The organism is Acidovorax sp. SRI_002 (assembly GCF_057586455.1).
In genome coordinates this window covers 93607-115942 of sequence record NZ_JBYCZW010000004.1, presented here as the reverse complement: position 1 = coordinate 115942, position 22336 = coordinate 93607, and the positions used below count along the sequence as shown (strand labels likewise).

Annotated in this window: 18 protein-coding genes; 5 read left to right on the top strand and 13 right to left on the bottom strand. The window is 65.4% G+C overall.

Going from position 1 to position 22336, the window contains the following annotated elements:
• Positions 1-104 precede the first annotated feature (104 nt).
• From AC2YJX_RS11805 to AC2YJX_RS11780, 6 genes are all read right to left on the bottom strand, one after another.
• Positions 105-2291, bottom strand: a complete 2187-nt coding sequence (locus tag AC2YJX_RS11805; RefSeq protein ID WP_487256160.1) for a TonB-dependent siderophore receptor — start codon at positions 2289-2291, stop codon at positions 105-107.
• A gap of 124 nt (positions 2292-2415) precedes the next feature.
• On the bottom strand, positions 2416-4551 hold the full coding sequence (locus AC2YJX_RS11800; protein ID WP_487256159.1) for a TonB-dependent siderophore receptor: 2136 nt from the start codon (positions 4549-4551) through the stop codon (positions 2416-2418).
• Positions 4552-4714: 163 nt separating this feature from the next.
• Positions 4715-5452, bottom strand: a complete 738-nt coding sequence (locus tag AC2YJX_RS11795) for a TonB-dependent receptor (protein ID WP_121420656.1) — start codon at positions 5450-5452, stop codon at positions 4715-4717.
• Positions 5453-5638: 186 nt separating this feature from the next.
• Positions 5639-7861, bottom strand: coding sequence for a TonB-dependent receptor (locus tag AC2YJX_RS11790; protein ID WP_487256158.1), 2223 nt, complete (start codon positions 7859-7861; stop codon positions 5639-5641).
• 25 nt (positions 7862-7886) lie between these two features.
• Positions 7887-8147: a hypothetical protein gene (locus AC2YJX_RS11785; protein ID WP_487256157.1), complete on the bottom strand. Its 261-nt coding sequence runs from the start codon at positions 8145-8147 to the stop codon at positions 7887-7889.
• Positions 8144-9373 (bottom strand): PepSY-associated TM helix domain-containing protein, encoded by a 1230-nt coding sequence (locus AC2YJX_RS11780; protein WP_487256156.1) that lies wholly within the window; start codon positions 9371-9373, stop codon positions 8144-8146. Before AC2YJX_RS11780 ends, AC2YJX_RS11785 begins: the two co-directional genes overlap by 4 nt.
• 477 nt (positions 9374-9850) lie before the next feature.
• Here AC2YJX_RS11780 and AC2YJX_RS11775 point away from each other — a divergent pair, with 477 nt between their 5' ends.
• The 4 genes from AC2YJX_RS11775 (at position 9851) to AC2YJX_RS11760 (ending at position 12311) form a co-directional block, all read left to right on the top strand.
• Positions 9851-10621: a hypothetical protein gene (locus AC2YJX_RS11775; protein ID WP_431149810.1), complete on the top strand. Its 771-nt coding sequence runs from the start codon at positions 9851-9853 to the stop codon at positions 10619-10621.
• A 107-nt stretch (positions 10622-10728) separates the two neighbouring features.
• A complete protein-coding gene (locus tag AC2YJX_RS11770) occupies positions 10729-11130 on the top strand; it encodes a hypothetical protein (protein WP_306555686.1) in 402 nt (133 codons plus the stop codon).
• Between the two features lie 168 nt (positions 11131-11298).
• Positions 11299-11718, top strand: a complete 420-nt coding sequence (locus AC2YJX_RS11765; RefSeq protein ID WP_487256155.1) for a hypothetical protein — start codon at positions 11299-11301, stop codon at positions 11716-11718.
• Positions 11719-11738: 20 nt separating this feature from the next.
• On the top strand, positions 11739-12311 hold the full coding sequence (locus tag AC2YJX_RS11760; protein WP_487256154.1) for a GNAT family N-acetyltransferase: 573 nt from the start codon (positions 11739-11741) through the stop codon (positions 12309-12311).
• Here the strand turns inward: AC2YJX_RS11760 and AC2YJX_RS11755 are convergent.
• From AC2YJX_RS11755 to AC2YJX_RS11725, 7 genes are all read right to left on the bottom strand, one after another.
• Entirely contained in the window at positions 12263-14395 is a 2133-nt protein-coding gene (locus AC2YJX_RS11755; protein WP_487256153.1) for a TonB-dependent siderophore receptor, read from the bottom strand. The two genes, AC2YJX_RS11760 and AC2YJX_RS11755, sit on opposite strands and share 49 nt — an antisense overlap.
• Before the next feature lie 121 nt (positions 14396-14516).
• On the bottom strand, positions 14517-16694 hold the full coding sequence (locus tag AC2YJX_RS11750; protein ID WP_487256152.1) for a TonB-dependent receptor: 2178 nt from the start codon (positions 16692-16694) through the stop codon (positions 14517-14519).
• Between the two features lie 171 nt (positions 16695-16865).
• A complete protein-coding gene (locus AC2YJX_RS11745; RefSeq protein WP_055398625.1) occupies positions 16866-17201 on the bottom strand; it encodes a DUF3325 domain-containing protein in 336 nt (111 codons plus the stop codon).
• A 3-nt stretch (positions 17202-17204) separates the two neighbouring features.
• A complete protein-coding gene (locus tag AC2YJX_RS11740) occupies positions 17205-18959 on the bottom strand; it encodes a PepSY-associated TM helix domain-containing protein (protein ID WP_487256151.1) in 1755 nt (584 codons plus the stop codon).
• Positions 18956-19264: a DUF3649 domain-containing protein gene (locus AC2YJX_RS11735; protein WP_426304639.1), complete on the bottom strand. Its 309-nt coding sequence runs from the start codon at positions 19262-19264 to the stop codon at positions 18956-18958. Before AC2YJX_RS11735 ends, AC2YJX_RS11740 begins: the two co-directional genes overlap by 4 nt.
• Before the next feature lie 480 nt (positions 19265-19744).
• Complete coding sequence (gene bfr / locus AC2YJX_RS11730) at positions 19745-20221, bottom strand: bacterioferritin (protein WP_055398627.1); 477 nt, start codon at positions 20219-20221, stop codon at positions 19745-19747.
• A gap of 188 nt (positions 20222-20409) precedes the next feature.
• Positions 20410-21228 carry an FTR1 family iron permease gene (locus AC2YJX_RS11725; RefSeq protein WP_228899542.1) on the bottom strand — a complete coding sequence of 273 codons (819 nt, stop codon included), beginning with the start codon at positions 21226-21228 and terminating at the stop codon, positions 20410-20412.
• A 413-nt stretch (positions 21229-21641) separates the two neighbouring features.
• On the opposite strand from AC2YJX_RS11725, the gene ahpC reads away from it, so the two are divergent.
• A complete protein-coding gene (gene ahpC, locus AC2YJX_RS11720) occupies positions 21642-22217 on the top strand; it encodes an alkyl hydroperoxide reductase subunit C (RefSeq protein WP_055398629.1) in 576 nt (191 codons plus the stop codon).
• Positions 22218-22336: the final 119 nt, after the last annotated feature.

Genomic DNA, 22336 nt, shown 5'->3' with positions numbered 1-22336 from the left:
CCACTTCACGCCTGCTGTGTGCATGAATGCCGAGGCAGAGTGGGGGCTAAGTTGGGGCACCCCACGGCGTACCCCCAGTGCGCTTGGGGTGCCCCTTCCAGTCGTTAGAACCGGTACGTCGAAGTCAGCGTGTACGTCCGCGCCTGTCCATAGAAACAATCCCCTCGCGCCAGGCACTGCGTGATGTGCACCTTGTCCGCCAGGTTCACCACGTTGAAGGCCACGCGCCAGTCGCCTGCGTCGTAGGCCACCATGGCATCGGCCAGCGTGGCGGCCGGGGTGCTGATGGCGCTGGTGCCGCTCCACTGCGAGCCGGTGTAGCGCACGCCAGCGCCCACCGTCCAGCCGCCACGGCCTTCGCTGGCGAAGCGGTGGCTCAACCAGGCGGATGCGGTGTGGCGCGGGGTGCTGGCAACGGGCTGGCCCTGGTCGCCGGTGTTGCTGCGGCTGATCTTGGCGTCGGTAAAGGCGTAGCCGACCGTGAAGTCCCAGTTGCGCGCCAGGCTGGCCTGCACTTCGGCCTCAAAACCTTTGACCTTGACCTCGCCGATCTGAAGGCTGTTGAGCGGGTTGCCCGGGTCGGTGGTCTTGCGGTTCTTTTCGCGCAGCTGGTAGACGGCGGCGAAGGCGTTGATGCCCTGGCCAGGCGGCTGCCATTTCACACCGGCCTCCCACTGCTCGCCGCGCTGGGGCTTGAAGGGGGTGCCGTAGGCATTGGCGCCGCCCAGCGGCTGGAAGGACTCGGAGTAGCCCGCATACGGTGCCCATCCACCATCCATCTGGTAGGTGACGCCCGCGCGTTTGCTCCAGGCCTTGTCGTCGGCTGCAGCGGCGGGTCGGCCTTCGGTGTCGCTCTTGGCGTTGTCGTGGCGCAGGCCCAGCGTGGCGGTCCAACGGCCCCACTTGATCTGGTCCTGGGCGTAGAAGCCCAGCTGGCGCTGCTCGACGCTGGGCACGCGTGCCAGGGCCGATGCCGATGGCGCCGTGAAGTTGCCGTACACGGGGTTGTACACATCGATGGCCGGTGCCACGGCGCGCCAGCTTTGCTGGCCCCAATGGTTGCGCTGCACATCGAGGCCACCCAGCACGGTGTGCTCGGTTTCACCCCAGCGCAGCTTGCCTTCGACCTGCGTATCTACCAGCAGCATGCGCGCGTTGCCCAGCGTCCACGAGGCGTCGCGCAGCACGGTGCGGTTGTCGGCGTTGAACACGGGGCGCGCGGGGCGGCCCAGTGCGGCATTGGCGGCAAAGCTGGTGTACAGCGTGCGGTAGTCCACGTCGCTCACACTGCGGCGCAGGTTCTGGCGCACGGTCCAGGCGCTGTCGATCTGGTGGCTGAACAGGTAGCCCCAGGAGGTGCTTTCGGAGTTGTAGCGGTCCCAGCCGGGTTCGCTGATGAAGGTGTTGGTCGGGATCTGCCCGTAGCGGTTGGGCAGCTGCGTGCCCTGCCAGGGGAAGAAGCCGATGAGCGAACCGCTCTTGTCCTTCTGGTGCGTGAGCTGCAGCGTCAGCGAGGTGGCGGCGCTGGGCTTCCAGGTGACTGTGGGGGCGATCACTAAGCGGTCGTCGCGCACATGGTCCACCTGCGTGTCGCTGTCGCGGCCCACGGCCACCAGGCGGTAGAGCCATTCGCCATCCTGCGTGAGCTTGCCGGTCATGTCGGCGGCGAGCTGCTTGCGTGCGTTGCTGCCCAGCTGCACTTGCACTTCGCGCTGCGTTTCGGCTTGCGGGCGCTTGCTGGTGAGGTTGAGCACACCGCCCACGCTGCCCTGGCCATACAGCACCGACGAGGGGCCGCGCAGGAACTCGACACGCTCCAGCGTGTAGGGGTCGGGCCGGGTGTCGTTCCAGTAGCCGATGAAGCGCACCATGCCATCGAGGTACTGCGTCACGTCACCGCCGCGCGCCTTGAAGGTGTCCTGGCGGCTGTCGAAATAGTTGGACACGGCGCCTGCCGTGTACGCCGTCACCTGGCGCAGCGTCTGCACGCCCTGGGCCTCCATCTGGTCGCGGGTGATCACGCTGATGGCCTGCGGGGTTTCGATGAGGGGCGTGTCGGTTTTGGTGGCGCTCAGGGCGCGTTTGGCCACAAAGCCGGTGACCGGCGCGGTGGGGCTTTCCTGCTCGGCGCCCGCACTCACGGTGACGGGGGCCAGGGCTTTCTCTGCAGCGGGCGCCGTGGGAGCGGTGGGGGCTGTGGGTGTGGCCTGCTGCGCATGGGCGGCGCCGCACAGGGCGAGCAGGGCCGCGTGCGCGATGGCGGTGCGGCAAACGGTGATGCCAGATTGCATGGTGCTGTTTCTCCGATGGTTGAAAAAAGGGGGCGGGCCCGAAGGCCAGGCACGGCGCGTGGCGCGCCTGGAACGCTTGGCTTTGGGGCTGGCGATGGGACAGGCGCAGCCTTGGCGCAGGTCTTCAGAACGTGTAGTCCAGCGACACCTGCAGGCTGCGTGGCGTGCCGGGCACCACGGCGCCAAAACCGGCGGCGGTGGTGGTGCCGTCGATGTAGTAGCGGCGATTGCCCGCGTTCTTCAGGTTGGCCTGCAGCCGCACGCCGCCTGCAAACTGGTAGCCCACGGCCAGGTCGGCCACGGTGTAGCCGGGCAGGCGCCACCTGTTGTCGTTGGCCGTGAACTTGTCGCCCTGGTGCACCAGGCCACCACCCACCCACAGGCCTGGCAGCTGGGGCAGGCGGTATTGCGTCCACAGCGATGCGGTGCGGCGCGTGGCCCGCTCGACGCGGTTGCCCACGTTGGCACCGGCCGTGGTGTCGGCCAGCACCTTGGGGTCGTGGAAGCTGGTGTTGGCCGTCACCGTCCAGCCGGGCGTGATGCGGCCCTGCAGCTCCAGCTCGATGCCCCTGATGCGCTGGCGCGCGGTGAGCACCGAGTAGCCGGGGCGCGCCGGGTCGGTGGCGGGGGCGTTGGTCAGCTCCAGGTCAAAGGCCGACACGGTGGTCATCAGGCGCTGGTCCAGCCATTCCTGCTTCCAGCCCACCTCCAGCTGCTTTCCCTCCGAGGGCGGGGCCGATTGCGCCCCCCACACCAGCGTGCCCGAGTTGGCCTGGAACGAGCGCGCATGGCTCGCGTAGAGCATGCTGCCCGGGCGGGGCTCCCAGCTGATCGCCGCGCTCGGCTGTGTCTTGGTCACGTCGGTGACGGGCGTGGTGTAGGCGTCTTTGAAGCGGTCGTGGCGCAGGCCCAGCAACAGGCCGAAATCGCCCAGCACCATGCGGTCTTGCACAAACACACCGGTGTTGCGGGCGTCGGAGGAGAGCTTGCCCACGCCCGTGGAGGCCACGGGTGGCACCAGGCCTGCAACGGGGTTGTAGAGGTCGATAGCGCCCAGGTTGCCTGTGGTGCGCGCGCCATAGAAGCCCGCAATGGCGCGCCAGTCCAGGCCCGCCAGCACCGTGTGCTTGACCGCGCCGGTCTGCAGCTGCGCGCGCAGTTCGGCCAGAGCCGTGTCCGACGTGTATTTTTGCCCCGGCGCCATCCAGTAGCCGCGCGCCACGCGGCCGTTGGTCACTGGGCCCATGGGCGACACGATGTTCACGTTGCGAAAGGTCTCGTTGCGCGACAGGTGCACGCGGCCTTCCACCCGGTCCGAAAAGCGGTGCTGCAGCTCGGTGGAATAAAAGCGCAGATGGCCATCGGTTTTCAACCAGGGCTCGCCGTAGAACGCGCCCACCGGCAGCACATCCGCGCTGCGTGGATTCTTGGGGTCGGGCACGGCCAAACCGGAGGTCGAAGTGCCGTCGATGCTTTGGGTCTCGGCCTGCGCACGCCAAACGGTGTCGGGCGTGATCTGCCACTCCAGGCTGCCCGCAATGCCTTGCTTGCGCGGGGTGTTGCCATCCACAAAACTGCCGCCCCGGCTGGCGCCGCCGTCCAGGCGGTAGCGTAGCGTGCCATCGGTGTTGAGCGGGCCAGTGAGGTCGAACTCGGCACTGCGCCAGCCATGGCTGCCGGCGCCGATCTTCACGGTGCGGAGCGGATCGGCTTGTGGCCGCTTGCTCACGTAGTTGACGAGGCCGCCGGGCGCGACTTGGCCAAACTCCAGCGCGGCGGGGCCCTTGATGACTTCCACCCGCTCGATGTTGAACAGCGGTGGGTCCAGCAGGTGGATGAACTTGGCGCCGTCGCGAAGGAAGTTGTAGGTGTTGTTGGCCCACAGCCCCCGGATGGAGAACTGCGAGTACGAGCCGTAGTACTCGCTGCGCGACGAAACGCCCGAGGCATTGCGCAGCACATCGCGCTCGGTGGTGGCCATCTGCTGCTCCAGCAACGCGTTGTCGATCACGCTGACCGAGCGCGGCGTCTCCAGCACCGACAGGCCCAGGCGCGAGCTGCTTTGCGCGCGCCGTGCGGGCGTGGCGGCTTCGCCTGCCGTGGAGTCGATGACATCGACCTGGCGCAAGGAGGGGGCGGCTGCTGGAGCGTCGGAGGGTATAGGTGCGGGTGCTGTGCTGTTCTGCGCGAACGCGGTGCCGCACACAGCCAGCAGTGCGGCTTGCGCCACAGCGGTGCGCAAGAGATTGGGGTGAATCATGGCGCTATCATATTAATAGCTGTTGGCGCTTGTCGGTAAAGCGTTACAGCCCTTTTTGTTTGATATGAATGCCGACCGCCGGGGCGTGCCAAGGCAGTACCACGCGCCGCGAGAGGGCGGTGATTTGTGCGGCTAGCGAATCGGCGGTGGCGGCAGCCGGGGCTCAGTGGGCCTTGGGCGGCTCGGGCAGGGCGGGCGACGCCATGCCGTCGGCCAGCACAAACGTGAGCGTGGTCACGTAGCTGGCTTCGCCGTACTTCTCGCCTTGCACTTCGCCGGGGGTCTTGTCGCTGTGCTTCACCTCGGCCACGTACTGGCCCTTCCAGGGGGTGACGAAGGTCACCGTGCCGTCTTCACCTGCCTCGGCCTCGCGCGTCCAGCCCGACGGGGCGGCCAGCTGCACCTTGGCCTTGGGCAGCGGCGCACCCTTGTAGACCACCTTCAGCTCGCCGGGCTTGCCGGTGGGCACCAGGTCCAGCGGCGCGGTGGGTGCCACGGGCTTGGCCAGGCTGGCCACCCAGCGGGCCGAGGGCTGCCAGATCATGGCAGGCAGGTTGCGCTTGCTGCGGTCGATCAGCGGGTAGGTGGCGGCGGCGAACAGCGTGTCGGGCGTGCCCGTGGTGGTGTAGACAAAAGCGTCTTTGGCGAGCTGGCCTTCCACGCGCTGGGCGGCGGCACCTGCGCGTTGTTGTTCCAGTGCGGGCACACCCTTGAACTGGTCCAGCCGGCCGGGCGAGGTCTCGCGCAGGTTCTCGTTGAACTCGCCAAAGTGCAGGCGCGCCTGGCCGCCAGCGTTTTCGAGCCAGACCTGGTGGGCTTGGGCGGAGTTCACCGCGGTGAGGGCGCCGCAGGCCAGCAGGGCGGACAGCAGCGGGGCTTGGAGGCGTTGGTTCGAGGACATGGACGTTTTCCTTTCGGTGGTTTTAGTGACAGCAAAAAACAGCGGAGCGCAGTGCTCCACACCCCCGGCGCTACGGGGGAAAAAACTCATTTTTTGATAGCTGCCTGCGCTTGTTGGATAAGCGCTGGGTGGCTTTTTGACCCTGAAACGGGTCTTGGCAGTGCCTGTGTGGCGCGGGGTGCCGCTCTAGAAGTCCACGCTCACGCTCAGCGACAAGGTGCGCGGCGCACCCACCACCAGGTAGCCCGAGCCGGGGTAGCCGCCGACTGAGGCCCAGTAGTTGCGGTTGGTCAGGTTGTCGATGCGGGCGCGCAGTGTGACGAGCTTGCCTTGCACTTCCGTCATATAGCGGGCACCCACGTCGAGCCGGTTCCAGCCGGGCACGCGCAGGGTGTTGGTCGCGTTCGCATAACTGGCGCCGGTGTGCACCCAGCGGCCGTCCACGGCCAGGCCCGGCACGCCGGGCACGTCCCATTCCGCCCCCAGGTTGGCTTGCAGCTTGGGTACACCGATGACGTGCTGGCCGTCGGTGGCGGCAGCGCCGGTGGTCTGCTGCTTGGCATCCAGCCAGGTCAGGCCGCCCAGCAGGCGCAGGCCCTTGGTGGCCTCGCCTTGCACGGCCAGCTCGATGCCCTGGTGGCGGTCCTTGCCGCTGGTGCTGAAGAGGTTGGCCGCGTTCAAAAACGCACGCGGCTTGGTGGTGGAAAACAGCGCCACGCTGCCGCCCACGCGGCCGGCGTCAAACTTGATGCCCACTTCCTTTTGTTTGGAGACATAGGGCGCCAGCATCTCGCCCCGGTTGGTCGCCGTGCTGGGCGCGGTCTGGCCCTGGCTCAGGCCTTCCACATAATTGGCATACACCGACAGGCCCTTGTCCACCTTGTAGACAGCCGCCAGCAGCGGGCTGGTGCGGCTCTGGTCGTAGCGGTCGGTCTGCAGCCCGGTGCCGTAGTCGTAATTGGCGATCTCCATCTTCTGGTGGCGCAAGCCCACGGTGAAGAGCAGGCGGTTGTCCATGAACGCCATCGTGTCGCCCAGCGCAAAGCCGGACAGGCGCGTGCTGCCGGTGCGCAGGGGATTGGCCAGGTCGCCGCCAAACAGGGTGTTGGCGCTGAAGCCGGGCAGGTTGGTGGCTATGGGGTTGTAAAGATTGGTGGCGTGCGTGTTGCGCCAATCCATGGCGTAGGCGTTCTTCTTTTCGAAGTCGTAGTGCGACGCCACCGCCACCCATTCATGCCCAACGCTGCCGGTCTGCAGCTTGCCACGCAGGCCCAGCTCGCCGGTGTTCACGCTGTCCTTGCGGGTGTTGTCAAAGCGGTAGGTGGTGGCGGCGCCGCTGGCGGCGTTGGTCACCGTGAGGTTGGCCAGTGAATTGGCTTCTTCGCCACGGCGCGCGCCCGCCGCAGCCCAGGCCGTGGTGCTGGGCGACAGGTCCCACTCGCCACGCAGCGTGCCGAACACATCGCGTTCGTTGGAGTAGCTCCAGGGCTGGGCAAAGTTGGTCTGGTTGTCGGGCACGCCCGGCACCGTGGTCACAGCGCTGCCCAGCGTAACGTTGGTGCGGGTGTTCTTGAGCTTGTGGTCCTGCCAGCCGATGTCACCCGACAGGCGCACATCGCGGCTGCGCCAGTCCAGGCCCACGGCCAGCAGGCCGAGCTGCACGTCTTCGTGGTCCACCGCCGTACCGCCATTGCGGGCAGCAGCATTCACGCGGATGCCAGTGTTGCCATCCGGCCCGAAGCGGCGGGCAATGTCGGCCGCCACCTGCGTCTGGCCGCCGCTGGCCACGCCAAAGGTCACGCGGTTCAAGGGCTCGTTGGGCGCGCGCTTGGGCAGCAGGTTGATGCTGCCGCCCAGGCCGCCGCCGTTGGGGCTGGCGCCGTTCAAAAAGGCCGATGCACCGCGCAGCACCTCCACACGCTCGAACAGTTCGGTGGCGATGTATTGGCGCGGCAGCAGGCTGTACAGGCCGTTGTAGGCCGTGTCGTCCGAATCGAGGATGAACCCCCGGATGAAGAACGCCTCCTGAAAATTGCCAAAGCCACGTGCCACGCGCACCGTGGGGTCGTTCTGCAGCACATCGCCCACGCTGCGGGCATGGCGGTCCTGGATCAGTTCGTTGGTGTAGCTGGTGATGGAAAACGGCGTGTCCATCGCGTCCTTGGTGCCCAGGATGCCCGCACGGCCCCCACGGGCCACCTGGCCGCCGGGGTAGGCGGGCGACAGGCCTTGCGCCGATGCGTCGGCGCTGGCGTTCACCGTGACGGTGGACAGGGTTTTGCCGTCGGGCTCGGTACCGCTGGCCGTCGCTTGCGCCCAAGCGGCGGGCGCGGCCAGTGTGAAGAGCAACGCGGCGGCCAGTGCGGCTGGGGTCAGGGTAGGGCGGCGAGGGGAATGGGAATTGCGCATGGCGTGGTGAAGGTGCGGGGAATTTTCAGAGTGGCGTGGCGTTGGCGTTGGTGCCCGCTTCGTCGGCATCGGTGTGGGGTTTGTCATGGGCGCGTTGCGCAGTGGCCCTTGGCGTGGTGCGCGGCCAGCAGGTCCAGCTCATCACCACCACCGGAATGCCCAGACCCACCCACGACCACCAGTCGCCCCAGGTGTCAGACACCAGTGCCGTGATGAGGCCGGTGGTGGTCAGCACGCCCATCACGATGGGCCAGCCCCACAGCGACCAGAAAGGGCTCGCCTTCATGCGCGGCCCTCCGTGCTTGGCAGCGCGCCGCCAGTGCATGCGGCAGCCGTTGGCGGCAGGCCGGTGTGGCCGTGCACGGTGGCTGCCGCCGTGGCGGTGCTGGTACTGGCGTTGCTGGCGCTGCCCGCCTGCGCACCTTTGCGCAACCACAGGTACAACCCGCTGCCCAGCACCACGATGGTGGCAATGTCGAGCAGCGCCCAGAGGATCTTCATCGGCATGCCGCCGTAGTCGCCAAAGTGCAGCGGCTGCGAGACCAGCAGCGCAGTCAGGTACCACGGCAGCTGGGGCGCTGCTGTGACCTGCGCCGTGCGCGCATCCACCAGCACGGGCTTGAGCAGGCGCGAGGTGAGCGGCTCGTTGCCCCGCAGGAAGAATGTGTTGTGATGCGGGCTGGAAAACGCCGTGCCCGGGAACGCAATGAACGACAGCTTGGTGCCCGGCGCCTGGGCCTGCGCCACCTCCAGCGCTTGTTGCAGCGGCCCGCGCTCTGCGGCGGGCACGATGGGCTGGCCCTCATAGGGCTTGAGCAGCACCGACAGCTGGTCGTACTGCCAGTACTTGATGAGCAGATCGGCCCACGTGTTGATCATGCCCGTGCCGCCCACCACAAACGCCCACACCAGCGTGACGATGCCCAGCAGGTTGTGCAGGTCCAGCCACTTCACGCGGGTCGAGCGATCACGCCGCACCTCGCCAAACGCCAGCTTGCGCATGAACGGCGCATACAGCACCACCCCCGTGACTATGGCCACCAGCAGCAGCAAGCCCATGAAGCCCAGAAACAACTTGCCCGGCAGCCCTGCAAACAGGTCCACATGCAGTTTGAACATCACGTACATGAAGCCCTCGTCAAACCGTGGCTGCGCCAGCACCTGGCCCGTGCGCGCATCGACCGCCACGGAGCGGAAATCGTCCGTGGGCGCCGGTGTGGGCGTGAGCGTGACGAACCACACGTTGTCATCGTCCTCCGCGTGCGACGCGAACTGCACCACACGATCCGGGTGCAGCGCATGCGCGGTGGCCAGCACCTTGTCGAGGCTGGCGCGCGGCGTGTTGGCGGGCATCGCAGGCGCCTCCACCTCGGTGCCCAGCAGGTGGCCAATTTCGTGGTGAAAGATCAGCGGCAGGCCGGTGATGCATAGCAGCAGCATGAAGACGGTGCACACCAGGCTGGACCACTTGTGGGTCCAGCTCCAGCGGCGCAGGGCGGTGGGGCTCAGCATGGCGTGGGGGCGGGGTGGCAAGGGTAGTCGGGCAGTCGCACCACCGCTAGCGCCGCCCACGGCACGGAGCGCGCTGTCGCAACAGAAAAGGCGAAAAAGTGGTTCATCAAGCCAGACAACCCGGAAACATCGGAAGACGGTGGGTGCTGGCTGCAGCCGGGAGGCCTGTTCAAAAAAGGCTCCGGGGGAGGGCTGTGGCTTGCGGAAACCTAATTTTACATTGCAAATGGGAATTGTTTTTATTCGTGACTACGTGGGGGTAAGGGTGTTGCGAAATCGGCTCCGCCTGCTGCCCATCAGGCGCTTTGTGGGAGGGATGGCTTTGCGCACAGGGGCTGCGGATGCAGGGCGTGGTTTGAGTCTGCAGGCTATATTCCCATCGCCACAACGCGTTGGTTTTGAAGGCATTCACACATGCGTTTGAAACCAGTGCATCGGCTTCAAAACCAGGTTGCGAGCCGCTTTCAGGAGAGTTCCGTGTCCACGATATCCCGCGCCGTTCAGCCTGCCGCGCACGCATCTGCGGCTTGCATGGGTGCCTTGTGTCGGGCGCTGCACAGGGCTGCCTTGCTCGGGCCCGCTGTTCTGGCCATGCTGTGCACGGGCAATGCACATGCCGCAGACGGAAACACATCCGCAGAGCAAAGGGCCCGGCTCGCAATACCCCTCGAGTTTCGGCATTCCGATTTTGTCTGGACCACTGCAGAAGGCGACTTGAACGGCGACGGCGTTCCCGACCTGGCCCTGTTGCTGACAAGGCACAAAGGAGAAGGCCAGCGAGAGGAGCGGTTGCTTGTCCTGACCGGAAGGGCAGATGGCAGCTATCAGGTGCTCTCGGTGTCCGGCGAGTTCTGCCACCCCAGCAAGTTCTACAACCTGGACATCAAAAACAATTCGTTGTTCGTTCAGGCGGTCTACTACGCAGACGCCGCTCGGTTCTCGGGCTTCACGCTGCAGTTCCGCTACAACGCCAAGACCGAAGACCTGGAACACATCGGCGAGCAACAGGATGACGAAGACTATTCCAGCAACTCCTCTTACCGAGTGAGTCTCAACTACCTGACCAACGCCGCCATTCATTCACGGCGTGTGGGAAAGAAGTACAAGGAAGTGAGAGGCCGGCTCACCGATGCGCCTGGCGTGCTGCCTTTGAACGGGTTTGTCTGCGAAGGCTACGGCATGACGAGTTCTACGGTCTACCTTGATGAAAGTTTCAAGGTGCACAAGAAAGGCGGGACGCCCCCATGATGCGGAGCGGGTTCGTCGAAGGAGCCCGCAGCTTGTTGTGCAAGGCTTCGCGAGCACGCGTCGCCCTCTCCGATTCATCCAATCCTGAAAAGTAAGTTGCCGAATCCATGAAAAAGCACGTTTCCGCAAGAAAGAGAGCATCGCTTCAGTTGCTGAACGCTGAACTGGTGCGACAGGTCATGAGTGGCATCTTTCCGCCGAAAAACGACTACGTGGAGGACATGGCGCTGTACGAGGACTTGTTGCCAGAGCTACGCAGGTTTGGGATAGCAGACCGAGGTACTCTCAAACGCCTGATGACCCGGCACCGCAGGTCGTTGTTGGCGGATGATCGCAGCCGGCTTGCCGTGTGGGAGCAGCGCCATTTCAGTGAGATGTTTGGAGCGGAGTTCGTTCGTGATGCGGTTCGTCGGCACTACTGGTTTGCTTATCCCGCGCTGATTCGCAATGCGTTGCAGTCCGAGTTTGGCGAGATTGCTGCTGTGCGTGACGAAGATGTGGATGGGTAGCCGTGGGTATTTTTTGCGCACATCAACCATCTTCTTACGATGGAAGACCTGTGAAGTCCGTGTAGTCAATCGCTGGGCACCAAATTTTTCAGTCCCCAGTGCCAGCGCTCTTCTCAAACCTTAAATCGTATGGGTTGCATCCTTCACTTTGTGGGCCGCGAGGCTGATGTGGAAAGCCTCGTCGCGCTGAGTCCGGTTGAACCGTGCAACGTTTGGCGGCGCGGTGTGCCGCGCAGTTCCCGGCCGAATAGTCGGCCTGCAGTGACTTCTGGGCTGACCTTGGTGGTGAGTGACGCTGAGTTTGAAGACCTGGAGCAGCAGCAGGCCGACGCAATCCAGTTTCTCCGTGCCCATTCAAGCATTCTGAAGAACATGAGCGAAGTTGCAGGCGTGGAGCATGCGACTTTGGACTTTGGGATCGCTATGCGCGATGTGGTCGTACAGTCTGACCATTTTCCCGCCGACCTGATTGCGGCGCTGGCGGTCGCTGGCTGCGGCATGGAGTTAACTCAGTTTCCGACGGGACGCAAGGCGAAGAACCTCAAACGCTATCGCAAGGCGCTGCGTTCCGGTCAGCTTCGACGTTAAACCTCTGCAGTTCCTGCCCCATGCTTGCCTCCGGTCGTTTCGAGCTCCGTCCCTTCGCTGAATCCGATCTCCCCTCCTTCGTCGAGGCCGTTCTGGAGTCCACTGCCACCGTCGGGAAGTGGATGCCCTGGGCCCATCCCAATTACTCAACCGCCGATGCTGCGTCCTGGTTTGCGCATTGCGAGGCCGAGTGGGAGCGCGGTTCCAGCTACGAGTTCGGCATTTTCGACGCCGGGTCCAATACCCTTGTGGGCGGCTGCGGCCTCAATCAATTCAACCTAGTCAACGGCTTCTGCAACCTGGGCTACTGGGTCCGCCAGTCCTGGCAGCGCCAAGGCGCAGCGCTCGCCGCCGTTCAGGCACTCAGTCAGTTCGCCTTTGCAGAGCTCAAGCTGGGCCGCGTTGAAATCGTCGTGGCCCAGCACAACACACCCAGTCTCAGCCTGGCCGAGCAGTCGGGCGCAGTGCGAGAGTGCCTCGCGCGGAATCGGCTCAAGGTGCATGGCATCTTCACCGATGCCTATGTCTTTTCCCTCGTCCCGCCTCAATACCGCGCCTTGAGCGCCACCGTCACACGCCGCGGCTCGCCATAAAAGTTCTGGCGCGAAATGCCTGACACCTTCTCGTAGTAGGTCTTGTCCAGCAGGTTGTCCACCGACAGGTTCAGAGACAGGTGGTCGTTGATCTGGTAGCCCACCTGGGCGTTGAACACTGCGTAGCCCGGTGCGTTGATGCGCAACGCACCGCTTTGCGCAAAGAACTCGCTGCGGTAGGTCATTCCGCCGCCCACGCTGAAGCCGCGCAGCGCCGGGCTGGTGAAGGCATAGCGGGTGAACAGGTTCACGCTGTGGCGCGGCGTGACGGGGCTGAACACCTGGCCCTGCTGCGCCACGGGGGCCTGGAGGTAGCGGGTGTCGTTGTATGCGTAGCCCGCCACGATGTCCCAGCCGGGCTGGAGCTGGCCGCTGACCTCGGTTTCGAAGCCTTGCGCGCGCACCTTGCCGCCGGCGATGTAGGCGTTTGCCACCACCGGGTCGGCGATGGCGCGGTTTTCGTCAATGATGCGAAACAGCGCTGCATGGGCCTGCAGGCGCTTGTGCAAAAACTCGCCCTTCACGCCCAGCTCCACTTGCTTGCCTGTGCGTGGGGCAAGCAATTGCTTGGCCGCGTTGAGCTGGCTTTGCACCACGAAGGTCTCTGCATAGCTGGCGTAGCCGGTGTACTGCGGGTGGAAGTCCCACATCAGAGCCAGCGACGGCACGAACTGGCGGCCAGGGTCTGCCGATGCGGTGACTGCGCCCGTGCTGGTGCTGCGCGTCACCACCTCCGCCCACGACAGACGCCCGCCTGCCAGCAGCTTGACCGTGTCGGTCAGGCCGATCTGCGCCTGCCCGTACAGCGCGTTCTCGCGGCGCGTGACGATCGAGGTGAAGCCCGGTAGCCGGATGTCTGGGTAGGCCAGGTCGTAGTGGGGCTGCAGCAGGTTGAACGGCACGCTGGGGCCGTAGGCGTAGTTGCCGTCCCAGCTCTTGCCCTCGTTATGGCTCGCGCCCACCAGCAGCTTGTGGGTGCGGCCTGCCATCTGCACCGGTGTGGCCAGGAAGGCGTCGTAGTTGCGGGTGCGCACGTGAAAGTCGCCGTCCACGGTTTCCATGGTGAAGCTGCCGTCGGCGGCCAGGGCACTGTTGGCGCGGGCCGAGCGGTAGAACGCCGTGCGGTCGATGTCGCGCGCGGACAGGCGCACCAAGCCGCCCCCATCCAGCCGGTGCTCCAGCTCTGCGAAAACGTCGGTGGTCTCCAGGTCTTGGCGGTTGGCACGCAGGCCGGCAAAGGCACTGCGGGGCAGGTCGGCCAGGCGGCCATCGGCATAGGTGGGCAGGCCCTGGTCGATGGCGGCGCGCACGCGCTGCTGCGCCGCGCCCACCGACACGGTGGTGGAGGGGGCGATGTCCCATTCCAGCGTGCCGTAGCCCAGGCGCTTGTTGTTGAACAGGGTGTCTACAAAACTGTCTTTGTCTTCCACCACCGCGACGGCGCGCGCGCGGATCGTGCCTTCGGCATTGAGGCCGCCGCCCACGTCTACGGTGCCCCGGCGCAGGCCGAAGGAGCCCACCGCCGCATCGGCGCCAATGGCCAGCTTGGCCGGGGCGCGCTTGCGCACCAGGTTCACGGTGCCGCCGGGCTCGCTCGCGCCCTGCAGCAGCCCGGCCGGGCCGCGCAGCACTTCGATGCGGTCATACATGGCCGTGTCGAGCGTGCTGTAGTTGCCCTGGGGGATCGGAACGCCATCGAGCTGGATGGAGCCCAGATCGAACCCGCGCGCCTGGAAGGTGTTGTAGTTGCCCGCACCATCAAAGCGCGTGACCGTCATGCCGGTGCTCAGCTTGATGGCGTCTTCCACCTTGGTCAGGTTGCGGTCATCCAGCTGCTGGCGCGTGACCACGCTGAGGGACTGCGGCGTCTCTCGCGGTGCCTGCAGGAGCTTGCCTACGCTGACTTCGCGGGCGGTGTACTGGCCCGAGCCTTCGGTCGCCGCGCTGTTGGCCTCGTCGGTCACCTTCACTTCGGGCAGCGCTGTCGTGGTGGGGGTGCCCGTGGTGGGGCCGGAGCTGGTCTGTGCTTGCGCCGTTGCCACGGTGGCCAGCAGGGCGGCAAAGGCCAGTGGGTGCATTTGCATGGTGCTTCTCCTCCTCGGTGTTTGATATTTGCTATCAAATTAATAGCTGCTATCGCTTATCCATCAAGCGCTAGCAGCCAAAAATTCTTCGAATTTGCGTGCTGTGCCTGCAGGCGCAGCGTCAGAACCGCGTGCGCAGCGTCACCTGCACCGCGCGCGGCGAGCCGGGCAGGATCAGGTTGTCGTTGCTGCCGTGGGCCGACACGTAGTACTTGCGGTTGGCCAGGTTCTTGATGTTCACGTCCACATCCCACTGGCCCAGCGTGTACTGCAGGGCCGCGTCCAGCGTGGCGTAGCCGGGCAGGGTGACCAGATTGGTCAGCGAGGTGAAGCGCGCACCCACATAGTTCACGCCGCCGCCCACGCGCAGGCCGTGGCCCAGGTCTTTCATGGCCCACAGGAACGCCGAGTTGCGCGGCGTGAGTGCGGGCACCTTGCCTTGGGCGGCGATGGCGGCGGTGGGCAGCTGTGTGGATGTGGTGGTGGCCAGTGACTTCGTCATGCGGCCGTCCAGCCAGGCGTAGCCGGTGCTCACGTCCCACCGGCCGGGCAGGCGGCCGTTGGCAGTCAGCTCCAGGCCGTTGGTGCGCTGGGTGCCCACGTTGATCTGACGACCGGGATTGGCGGGGTCGGTGTTCTTGATGTTGGTGCGCTCCAGGTTGAAGAGCGCGCCGGTGACATTGAGGCGGCCATCGAGCAGGTCGAGCTTGACGCCGATTTCCTTGTTCTCGGTGATCTCTGGTTCGGCGCCGGTGTTGTTGGCGGCCAGCGCAAACGCTTCGGCCGAGGGCTGGAAGGATTTGCTGTACGACACGTAGTACGACACCACATCGCTCGGCTGCCACACCAGGCCCGCGCGAGGGCTGAACTTCTTGTCGGTGCGCGAGAGCGTTGCGAGCTTGCGGTCGAACGTGGTCTCTTGCCCGAAGACGTCGTAGCGGGCGCCCACCAGCGCCTTCCATTGGGGCGCCAGCGTGATCTGGTTTTGCCAGTACAGCGCGGCTGTGTCTTGCGTGGTGTGGCTGGGGATGGCGCTGTCGGCGTTGTAGTTGGCCGCTGGGATGGCGGGGGCAGGGCGGTTGCCGGGGTTGAAGAGTGGCACGCGGTCTGCGCCACCGGTGACGGACTCGGAGCGTTTCTTTTGCTGGCCCAGTTCCACACCCATCAGCCACTCCTGCTTGAAGCCGCCGAGCTGGTTGCGCCACGTCACGTCGGTCTGGTTGAAGAAGCCTTTTTCGTCGCGCAGGATGAACGAGCGCGTGCGGCCCACCGTCAGGTTCACCGGGTCGGTGGTGCCGCCGGGCAAGGTGTTGTATCGGTCCAGCGTGTAGTCGTACAGGCGCGTGACGTTGCGCACCGACCAGTCGTCGTTGAAGCGGTGGTTCAGCGTGGCTGCGAACGACTGCATGGTGCTGGTGGTGGTGTCGTCCTGCGCGGCGTTGCTGGAGCCGTAGTAGGTGCTGGCGGGCACGTTGACGGGGCGGCCGTTGAGCGCAGGAATGCCGAAGTCCGTCAGGCGCTTGTCGCGCGCGTTGGTGTACTGCAGCAGCAGGTCGGTCTGCGCCGCGAGCTTGAGCGCGAGCGACGGCGCGAAATTGTGGCGCTTGACGAACTGCTGGTCGCGGTAGCTGCCGGAGTCCTCCACGGCGGCGTTGATGCGGAAGGCGGCGGTATCGCTGATGCCCACATTCACGTCGGCCGTGGCGCGGCGGTAGTCGAAATTGCCCAGGCCCAGCGATGCCTCGCCCGAGGTCTCGCCAAACTTGGGCTTCTTGGTCACGCGGTTGATCAGGCCACCCGACGATCCGCGCCCGTACAGCACGGCGGCAGGGCCCTTGAGCACTTCCACACGCTCGATGTCGGCCAGGTCACGGAAGTACAGCGCGTCGTCGCGCACGCCATCCACAAACTGGTCGGCGATGGCGGTGAAGCCGCGTATCACCACCTGGTCGCGCTGGCCGTCGCCGTGGCTCATGGCCACGCCGGGCACGTTGCGCAGCGCGTCTTCCATGGAACGCGCACCCTGGTCGCGCAGGAGCTGCGCGGGCACAACGTTCACGGCCTGGGGCACATCGCGCAGCGGCGCGCTGCCCTTGGTGGCCGTGCTGGCAGCGGCGGGTGAATAGCCGTCGTCGTCCGCGCTGGATTGCACGGTGACCTCGCCCAGCGTCTGCGGCGTGGTCTGCGCAACTGCAGGGGGCGGCGCCGTCGTCTGCGCCAGTGCCGTGCCACACAGCGTGGCAAGCAGGGCGGCCACCAGCGGGTGGAGCCGATAGGGGGTTGGTGTGTAAGCGTGCATGGTTTTCCTTGGAGTGAGCGCAACGCGGTTGGCGAAAAGCCCTTGCACCTCGTGGCCTGGCGCGCGCCGCGAAGGCCCGCTGTCTGGGATGTGGTGGGGCCGTGAAAACAGAAAAGCGAGTTCGAGCCCGAGCGGCTCAGCGCACGGCTGCGGGAGCGTGGAGCCTGTCCATCACCACCCCAGCGCCCGCGCCAGCAAGCCCGCCAGCAGGGCGGCGCCAGCCAGTTCGGGCGTGCGCCGGGGCTGCCAGGTGACGGTTGCCGTGACCGCCACGGCGGCCACCGACAGGGCCACGGACCATGCCGTTACGCCCAGGGATGCAGGCACGCCCCCCGGCGGGTGCGCCGCTGCCAGCCACAGCGAAAGCACCAGCAGCAGCCAGCCCGAGCGGCGCAACGCCACCAGGCGGCGCGCGGCGCCTTCCTGGCCCAGGGCGTCTTCGTGGTGGCGATCCATGCCCAGCGCAATGGCCGACCAGGCGGCAAAGCACAGAAGAAAGGCAGACATGGCTCAGGCTCCCGAGGTGGAGGTTTCGGCAGGCGCCACGGGCACCGACGGGGCAGGTCGCGCGGGTCGCGCACTCCGTGCAGGCGCACCGCGCCGGGGCGTGCGACCAGGGCGCACACGCCACGCCAGCCAGCCCAGCAGCAGCCCGGTGGCCAAAAACGACAGGTCCATGCTGGCCCACACCCATTCGCGCGCGGGCAGGCTCACGCCCAGGTGGGTGTGTGTGGTCAGCGCGTTGATCAGCGGCAGCGCGACCCACACCAGGCCCGCAGCGGCCAGCGGCACCGTCCAGCCCAGGCGGTGCGGGCGCACCACCGCGCAGGCCAGCGCCCACAGCAGCGTGATGCCCCAGGCGCTGAAGAACCAGGCCAGCTCTGCATCCGCTCGGCCCTCGATGCCCGCAGGGATCAGGCGGTTGGCGGCCAGGTACACGCCACAGGCCAGCGGCAGCCCAGCCAGTGTCGCGATGTTGATACCAGCCACCAGGCGCTCGCCAAACGGCGCTTGGGGGTGCGCAGCGGGCGCGGTGCTGGTGGCGGTGGCCGCCCCTTTGCGGCTGGCCTGTGTCTGCGACTTGGCGCTGCGCTTGACCGACCACAGCACCATGCCCGTGGCAATCATCAGGCTGCCCAGCACCCCAAAACCGAACAGCGCCCAGCGCAGGCCCACATCGGCAAACCGCGCCATGTGCAGGCCATACAGCACGCCGTAGGTCTTGACGGCGGGGCTGGTGGCGTCGGCCTGGTCCAGCCACTCGCCGGTGGTGGCATCAAACAGCAGGCGCGGTGGGCGGTACTGCAGGCGGTCGCCTTCGTGGCGCGTTACCTCCACCACGGCGCGGCCGTTGGCATCGCGGCGCGCCTGCACGCTGCCGATGCGCCCGCCCTGCCAGCGGGTGGTGGCCGCGTCGATGACGGGCTGCAGGGTGATGACGGGCAGGGGCTCCACCTTGTCGCCCGCACCCCGGCGGGGACGGCTTTCGGGCTTTTCGCCCTGCAGGTCGGCAAAGTACGCGTTGGAGTCCACGCCTTTCTCGTTCTTGTAGTTGGCGGCAATGCCCGCAGGCATGTACAGCGTGTGGAAGATCATCAACCCGCTGAAGGTGATCATCAGATAGAACGGCAGCACCAGCACGCCGCTGACGTTGTGCGCATCCAGCCAGGCACGCTGCCCGCCCTTGGTAGGGCGGAAGGTGAAGAAGTCCTTGAAGATGCGGCGGTGTGTGATCACGCCGGTGATGAGCGCCACAAACATCAGCATCGTGGCCACGCCCACCACCCAGCGGCCTTGGATAGTCCAGCGGCCTTTTTGCGCAGTGCGCAGCTCGAAGTGAAAGCGGTAGAAAAAATCACCGCCCATGGTCTGGCGCGCCTCGATGGGCTCGCCCGTCTGCGGGTTCATGCGCAGCGTTTCAAAGCGTCCGTTGCCGGTGCCGCGCCAGAGCATGTTGACGGCTGGGTCGCGGTCATCGGGCAGGTGCAGGATCCACTGGGTGACGTCGGGGGCCTTGCGCACTAGCGCGTCCACGGACTTCTGTGCCACCTGCGCATCGGCCGCGTCGGTGCGCGGCAGCCCGTGCATCTCGGGCCGCATCCACAGGTTGAACTCGTTCTTGAAGAACGACAGCGTGCCCGTGAGGAAGATCGCAAACAGCAGCCAGCCGAGGATGAGCCCTGCCCAGGTGTGCAGCCACGACATCGCTTGGCGAAAGCCTTCGCGGTCGGCGCTCTTGCGCACGGTGGAGGTCGCTGTTGTCATGGCGTGCCCCTCATCCATTGCGGCGCCATGGCGCACGCGCCCATTGCCAGGGCGGGCAGCAGTGTGCCGCCCCAGGCGCCCCAGGCCGTGCGCGCATAAAACGCCCATCCCGCCGCCATGGCATAGGCCAGCCAGGCCAGCATGGTGGCGGTCAGCACGGCCTCCACGCGCGGCATCCACTGCGCCAACGCAAGCGAAAGCGCGGCCGTGAACCCTGCGGCCAGTGCATACCCACCCCCAATGGCCGCCACGGCGCGGGAGGTGATGGCCAGGCGGTAGCGCCAGTCAACGCGGGCCGCCTTCATGGCCGACCTGCGGCGGCACCCAGGGCGGTGCGGCCTTCAGAAAAGGAGAGAAGCAGAACTCCTGCAGGGCAGGGGCTGGCGGTGCTGCGCGGCATCAGAAAGGCTCCAGGCAGTAGGTGTCGTACGGCAAACGTACAAACGCTGGCTGCAGCGGCGGAGAGCCCGGCTGACTGGCTGGCTAGGTGTTAAAGGGAATCACGGGACCTGCCCTTGCAGATCGGGAGCTGCAAGAAGGAATGGCCTTGGTCGTAAGAACGCATTCTACTTTTGTTGAGAAGCATTCGCATTTATAAAAATGCTATTTGCGCTGGTTTGATGTGTGCTTGCAACAGCTTGTGACATGGGGGTAGGGCTGTGCTTCGCAGCCCCGTGCAATCGGGGGAGCTTGGTGATGGCGTGGGCACAAAAAAACGGGCCTCGGCCCGTTTTTTGTTGTTCTTCTTGGTACTTTTCGTGGAGCGCTCTGGTGCAGTCTTGGCGTTACTCCACGTCACCCATCTGCGATTGCAGGTAGTTCTGCAGGCCCACCTTGCCGATCAGATCGATCTGGGTTTCCAGGAAGTCGATGTGCTCTTCGGTGTCGTCCAGGATCTTTTGCAGCAGGTCGCGCGAGACATAGTCACGCACTGTTTCGCAGTGGGCGATGCCATCCTTGATGGTGGCCTGGGCGCCTTGTTCGGCGCGCAGGTCGCAGGCCAGGATCTCTGGCACGTCTTCGCCGACCTGGATCTTGGCCAGGTCCTGCAGGTTGGGCAGGCCATCGAGCGTGAAGATGCGGTCCATGAGCCAGTCGGCATGCTTCATCTCGCCGATGGATTCCGAATACTCCTTCTTGGCCAGCTTGTCGAAGCCCCAGTGCTTGAGCATGCGGTAGTGCAGGAAGTACTGGTTGATGGCCGTGAGTTCGTTCTTGAGCTGGGCCTGCAGATGGCCAATGACCTGTGCGTCACCTTTCATGGGGACTCCTTGTTGTGTTGTGTTGTGTTGATTCGGCCCCGATTGTCGTGAGCCATATCAACACGCGCAAGGCATATCCCTGCTAGAGCGCGCTGGCTGCGTGTGAGGTTGATAGGCGTTCGCGTTCACCCCGGTCGACCCTATCCGGCACGGTAGGCCCGATGGGGCTGCCCAGGCCGTGCGCGGGGCTATTGTGCGGCGCGTGGCGCGGCAGCCTGTGTGCCCATGGCGGTTGCGGCTGCGGACGATGGCGCCGTGCGCCGTTCACGCCAGTGCGCCAGGCCCAGCCATACCGTGGGCACCAGCACCAGGGCCAGCGAGATGGCCTGGGCAATGGTGCCTTCGGCCAGGTCTTCGGTGGCCGCATGCCAGTAAGCATTGTCGATGCCGGGTATCGCTGCGCCTTCGGTGAACTCATGGAACGCATACACCACCAGTTGCACCGCAAACACCGCCATGAACCACGACGTGACCCGGAAGAACCGCGCAAGGTTCACCGCGCGACCGTAGCGCGTCCAGGCCCAGGCGATGGCAATGGCCAGCGCCAGGCCCGCCAGGCCGCCCCAGGCCATGTAGCCCAGCTCGGCGCTGCGGGCCAGGGCGGCGAGCATGGTGGCGGTTTCCACGCCTTCGCGGCCCACCATGAAGAGGGCAAACAGGAACACCGCCACCCAGGCGCGCGGGCCTTCCAGCACACTGGCGCGGTCCATGCGCTGGGCAATGTCCTGGCCCATGCCTTGGCCCGCACGGCGCATGTGCACCACGCACCAGGCCACGGTGGCGGCAGCCACCAGCGCCATGCCACCCTCGGCTGCGGGCGACAGCGCGCCCACCTGCGAGAGCACCCAGCCCAGCACCAGCGAGAGCAGGGCTGCCACGCCCACGCCCGCGCGCAGTGGCAGCAACAGGTGCAGGCGCCCGGTCTTGCGCAGGTACAGGGTGGCAATCGCCACCACCAGCAGGGCTTCCAGCCCTTCGCGGAAACAGATCAGAAGTGTTTGGAACATGGTGTTTGAGGTCTTTGCTATAAATTTATGAGCTGCTTGCGCTTATCAATAAAGCGCTGCAGGCCGTTTTGACCAATATTTCAGAGGCGTCGAGCTTTGGCTGGCCCACTGCAGCAAAGTGGCATGGGCGGCGTTGCTGCAGTGCGGTAGATGATAAAACTAAACGCGAATCAGTTGTATTTAAATGTTTGATATGCCGCAAGGGTTGACCGGGTGGGCGGTGGTTCTTGCAGCGGCTTCCTTGCGGTCTTTGGGGGTTTAAAAGGGGGCAAAATGCCCGCCCCGGCCTGATGGCAGGGTGTCGCTGTATAGTCACAGGCAATTGATTCAATCAAATCAATTAATTGGATTGATGGTCTCGAAAGGCCTAGACTTCAGTCCTGTTCAGTTAACCAACCACCAAGGAAACAGCAATGTCCCTGATCAATACGCAAGTTCAGCCCTTCAAGACCACCGCTTTCGTCAACCGTGACGGCAAGGGTGAATTCATCGAAGTGACCGAGCAGTCCCTCAAGGGCAAGTGGTCCGTGCTGATCTTCATGCCCGCAGCTTTCACCTTCAACTGCCCCACCGAAATCGAAGACGCTGCCGACAACTACGCAGAGTTCCAGAAGGCCGGCGCCGAGGTCTACATCGTGACCACCGACACCCACTTCTCGCACAAGGTGTGGCACGAAACGTCGGACGCCGTGGGCAAGGCCAAATTCCCCCTGGTTGGCGACCCAACGCACCAGCTGACCAACGCGTTCGGCGTGCACATCCCTGAAGAAGGCCTGGCACTGCGCGGCACGTTCGTGATCAACCCCGATGGCGTGATCAAGACCCTGGAAATCCACTCCAACGAAATCGCCCGCGACGTGTCGGAAACCCTGCGCAAGCTCAAGGCTGCCCAGTTCACCGCCGCCAACCCTGGCCAGGTCTGCCCCGCCAAGTGGAAGGAAGGCGCCAAGACCCTGACGCCTTCGCTGGACCTGGTTGGCAAGATCTAATTACCGACTCTTCTCGGCCCCCAAAAGCCGGACAGCGTCATGGCGCGCGTGCGCCATGCCGTCCGGCTTTTTTACGCCCGGACGTTGATATGCAGGCTTGAACTGCAGCCCTTTTGGCT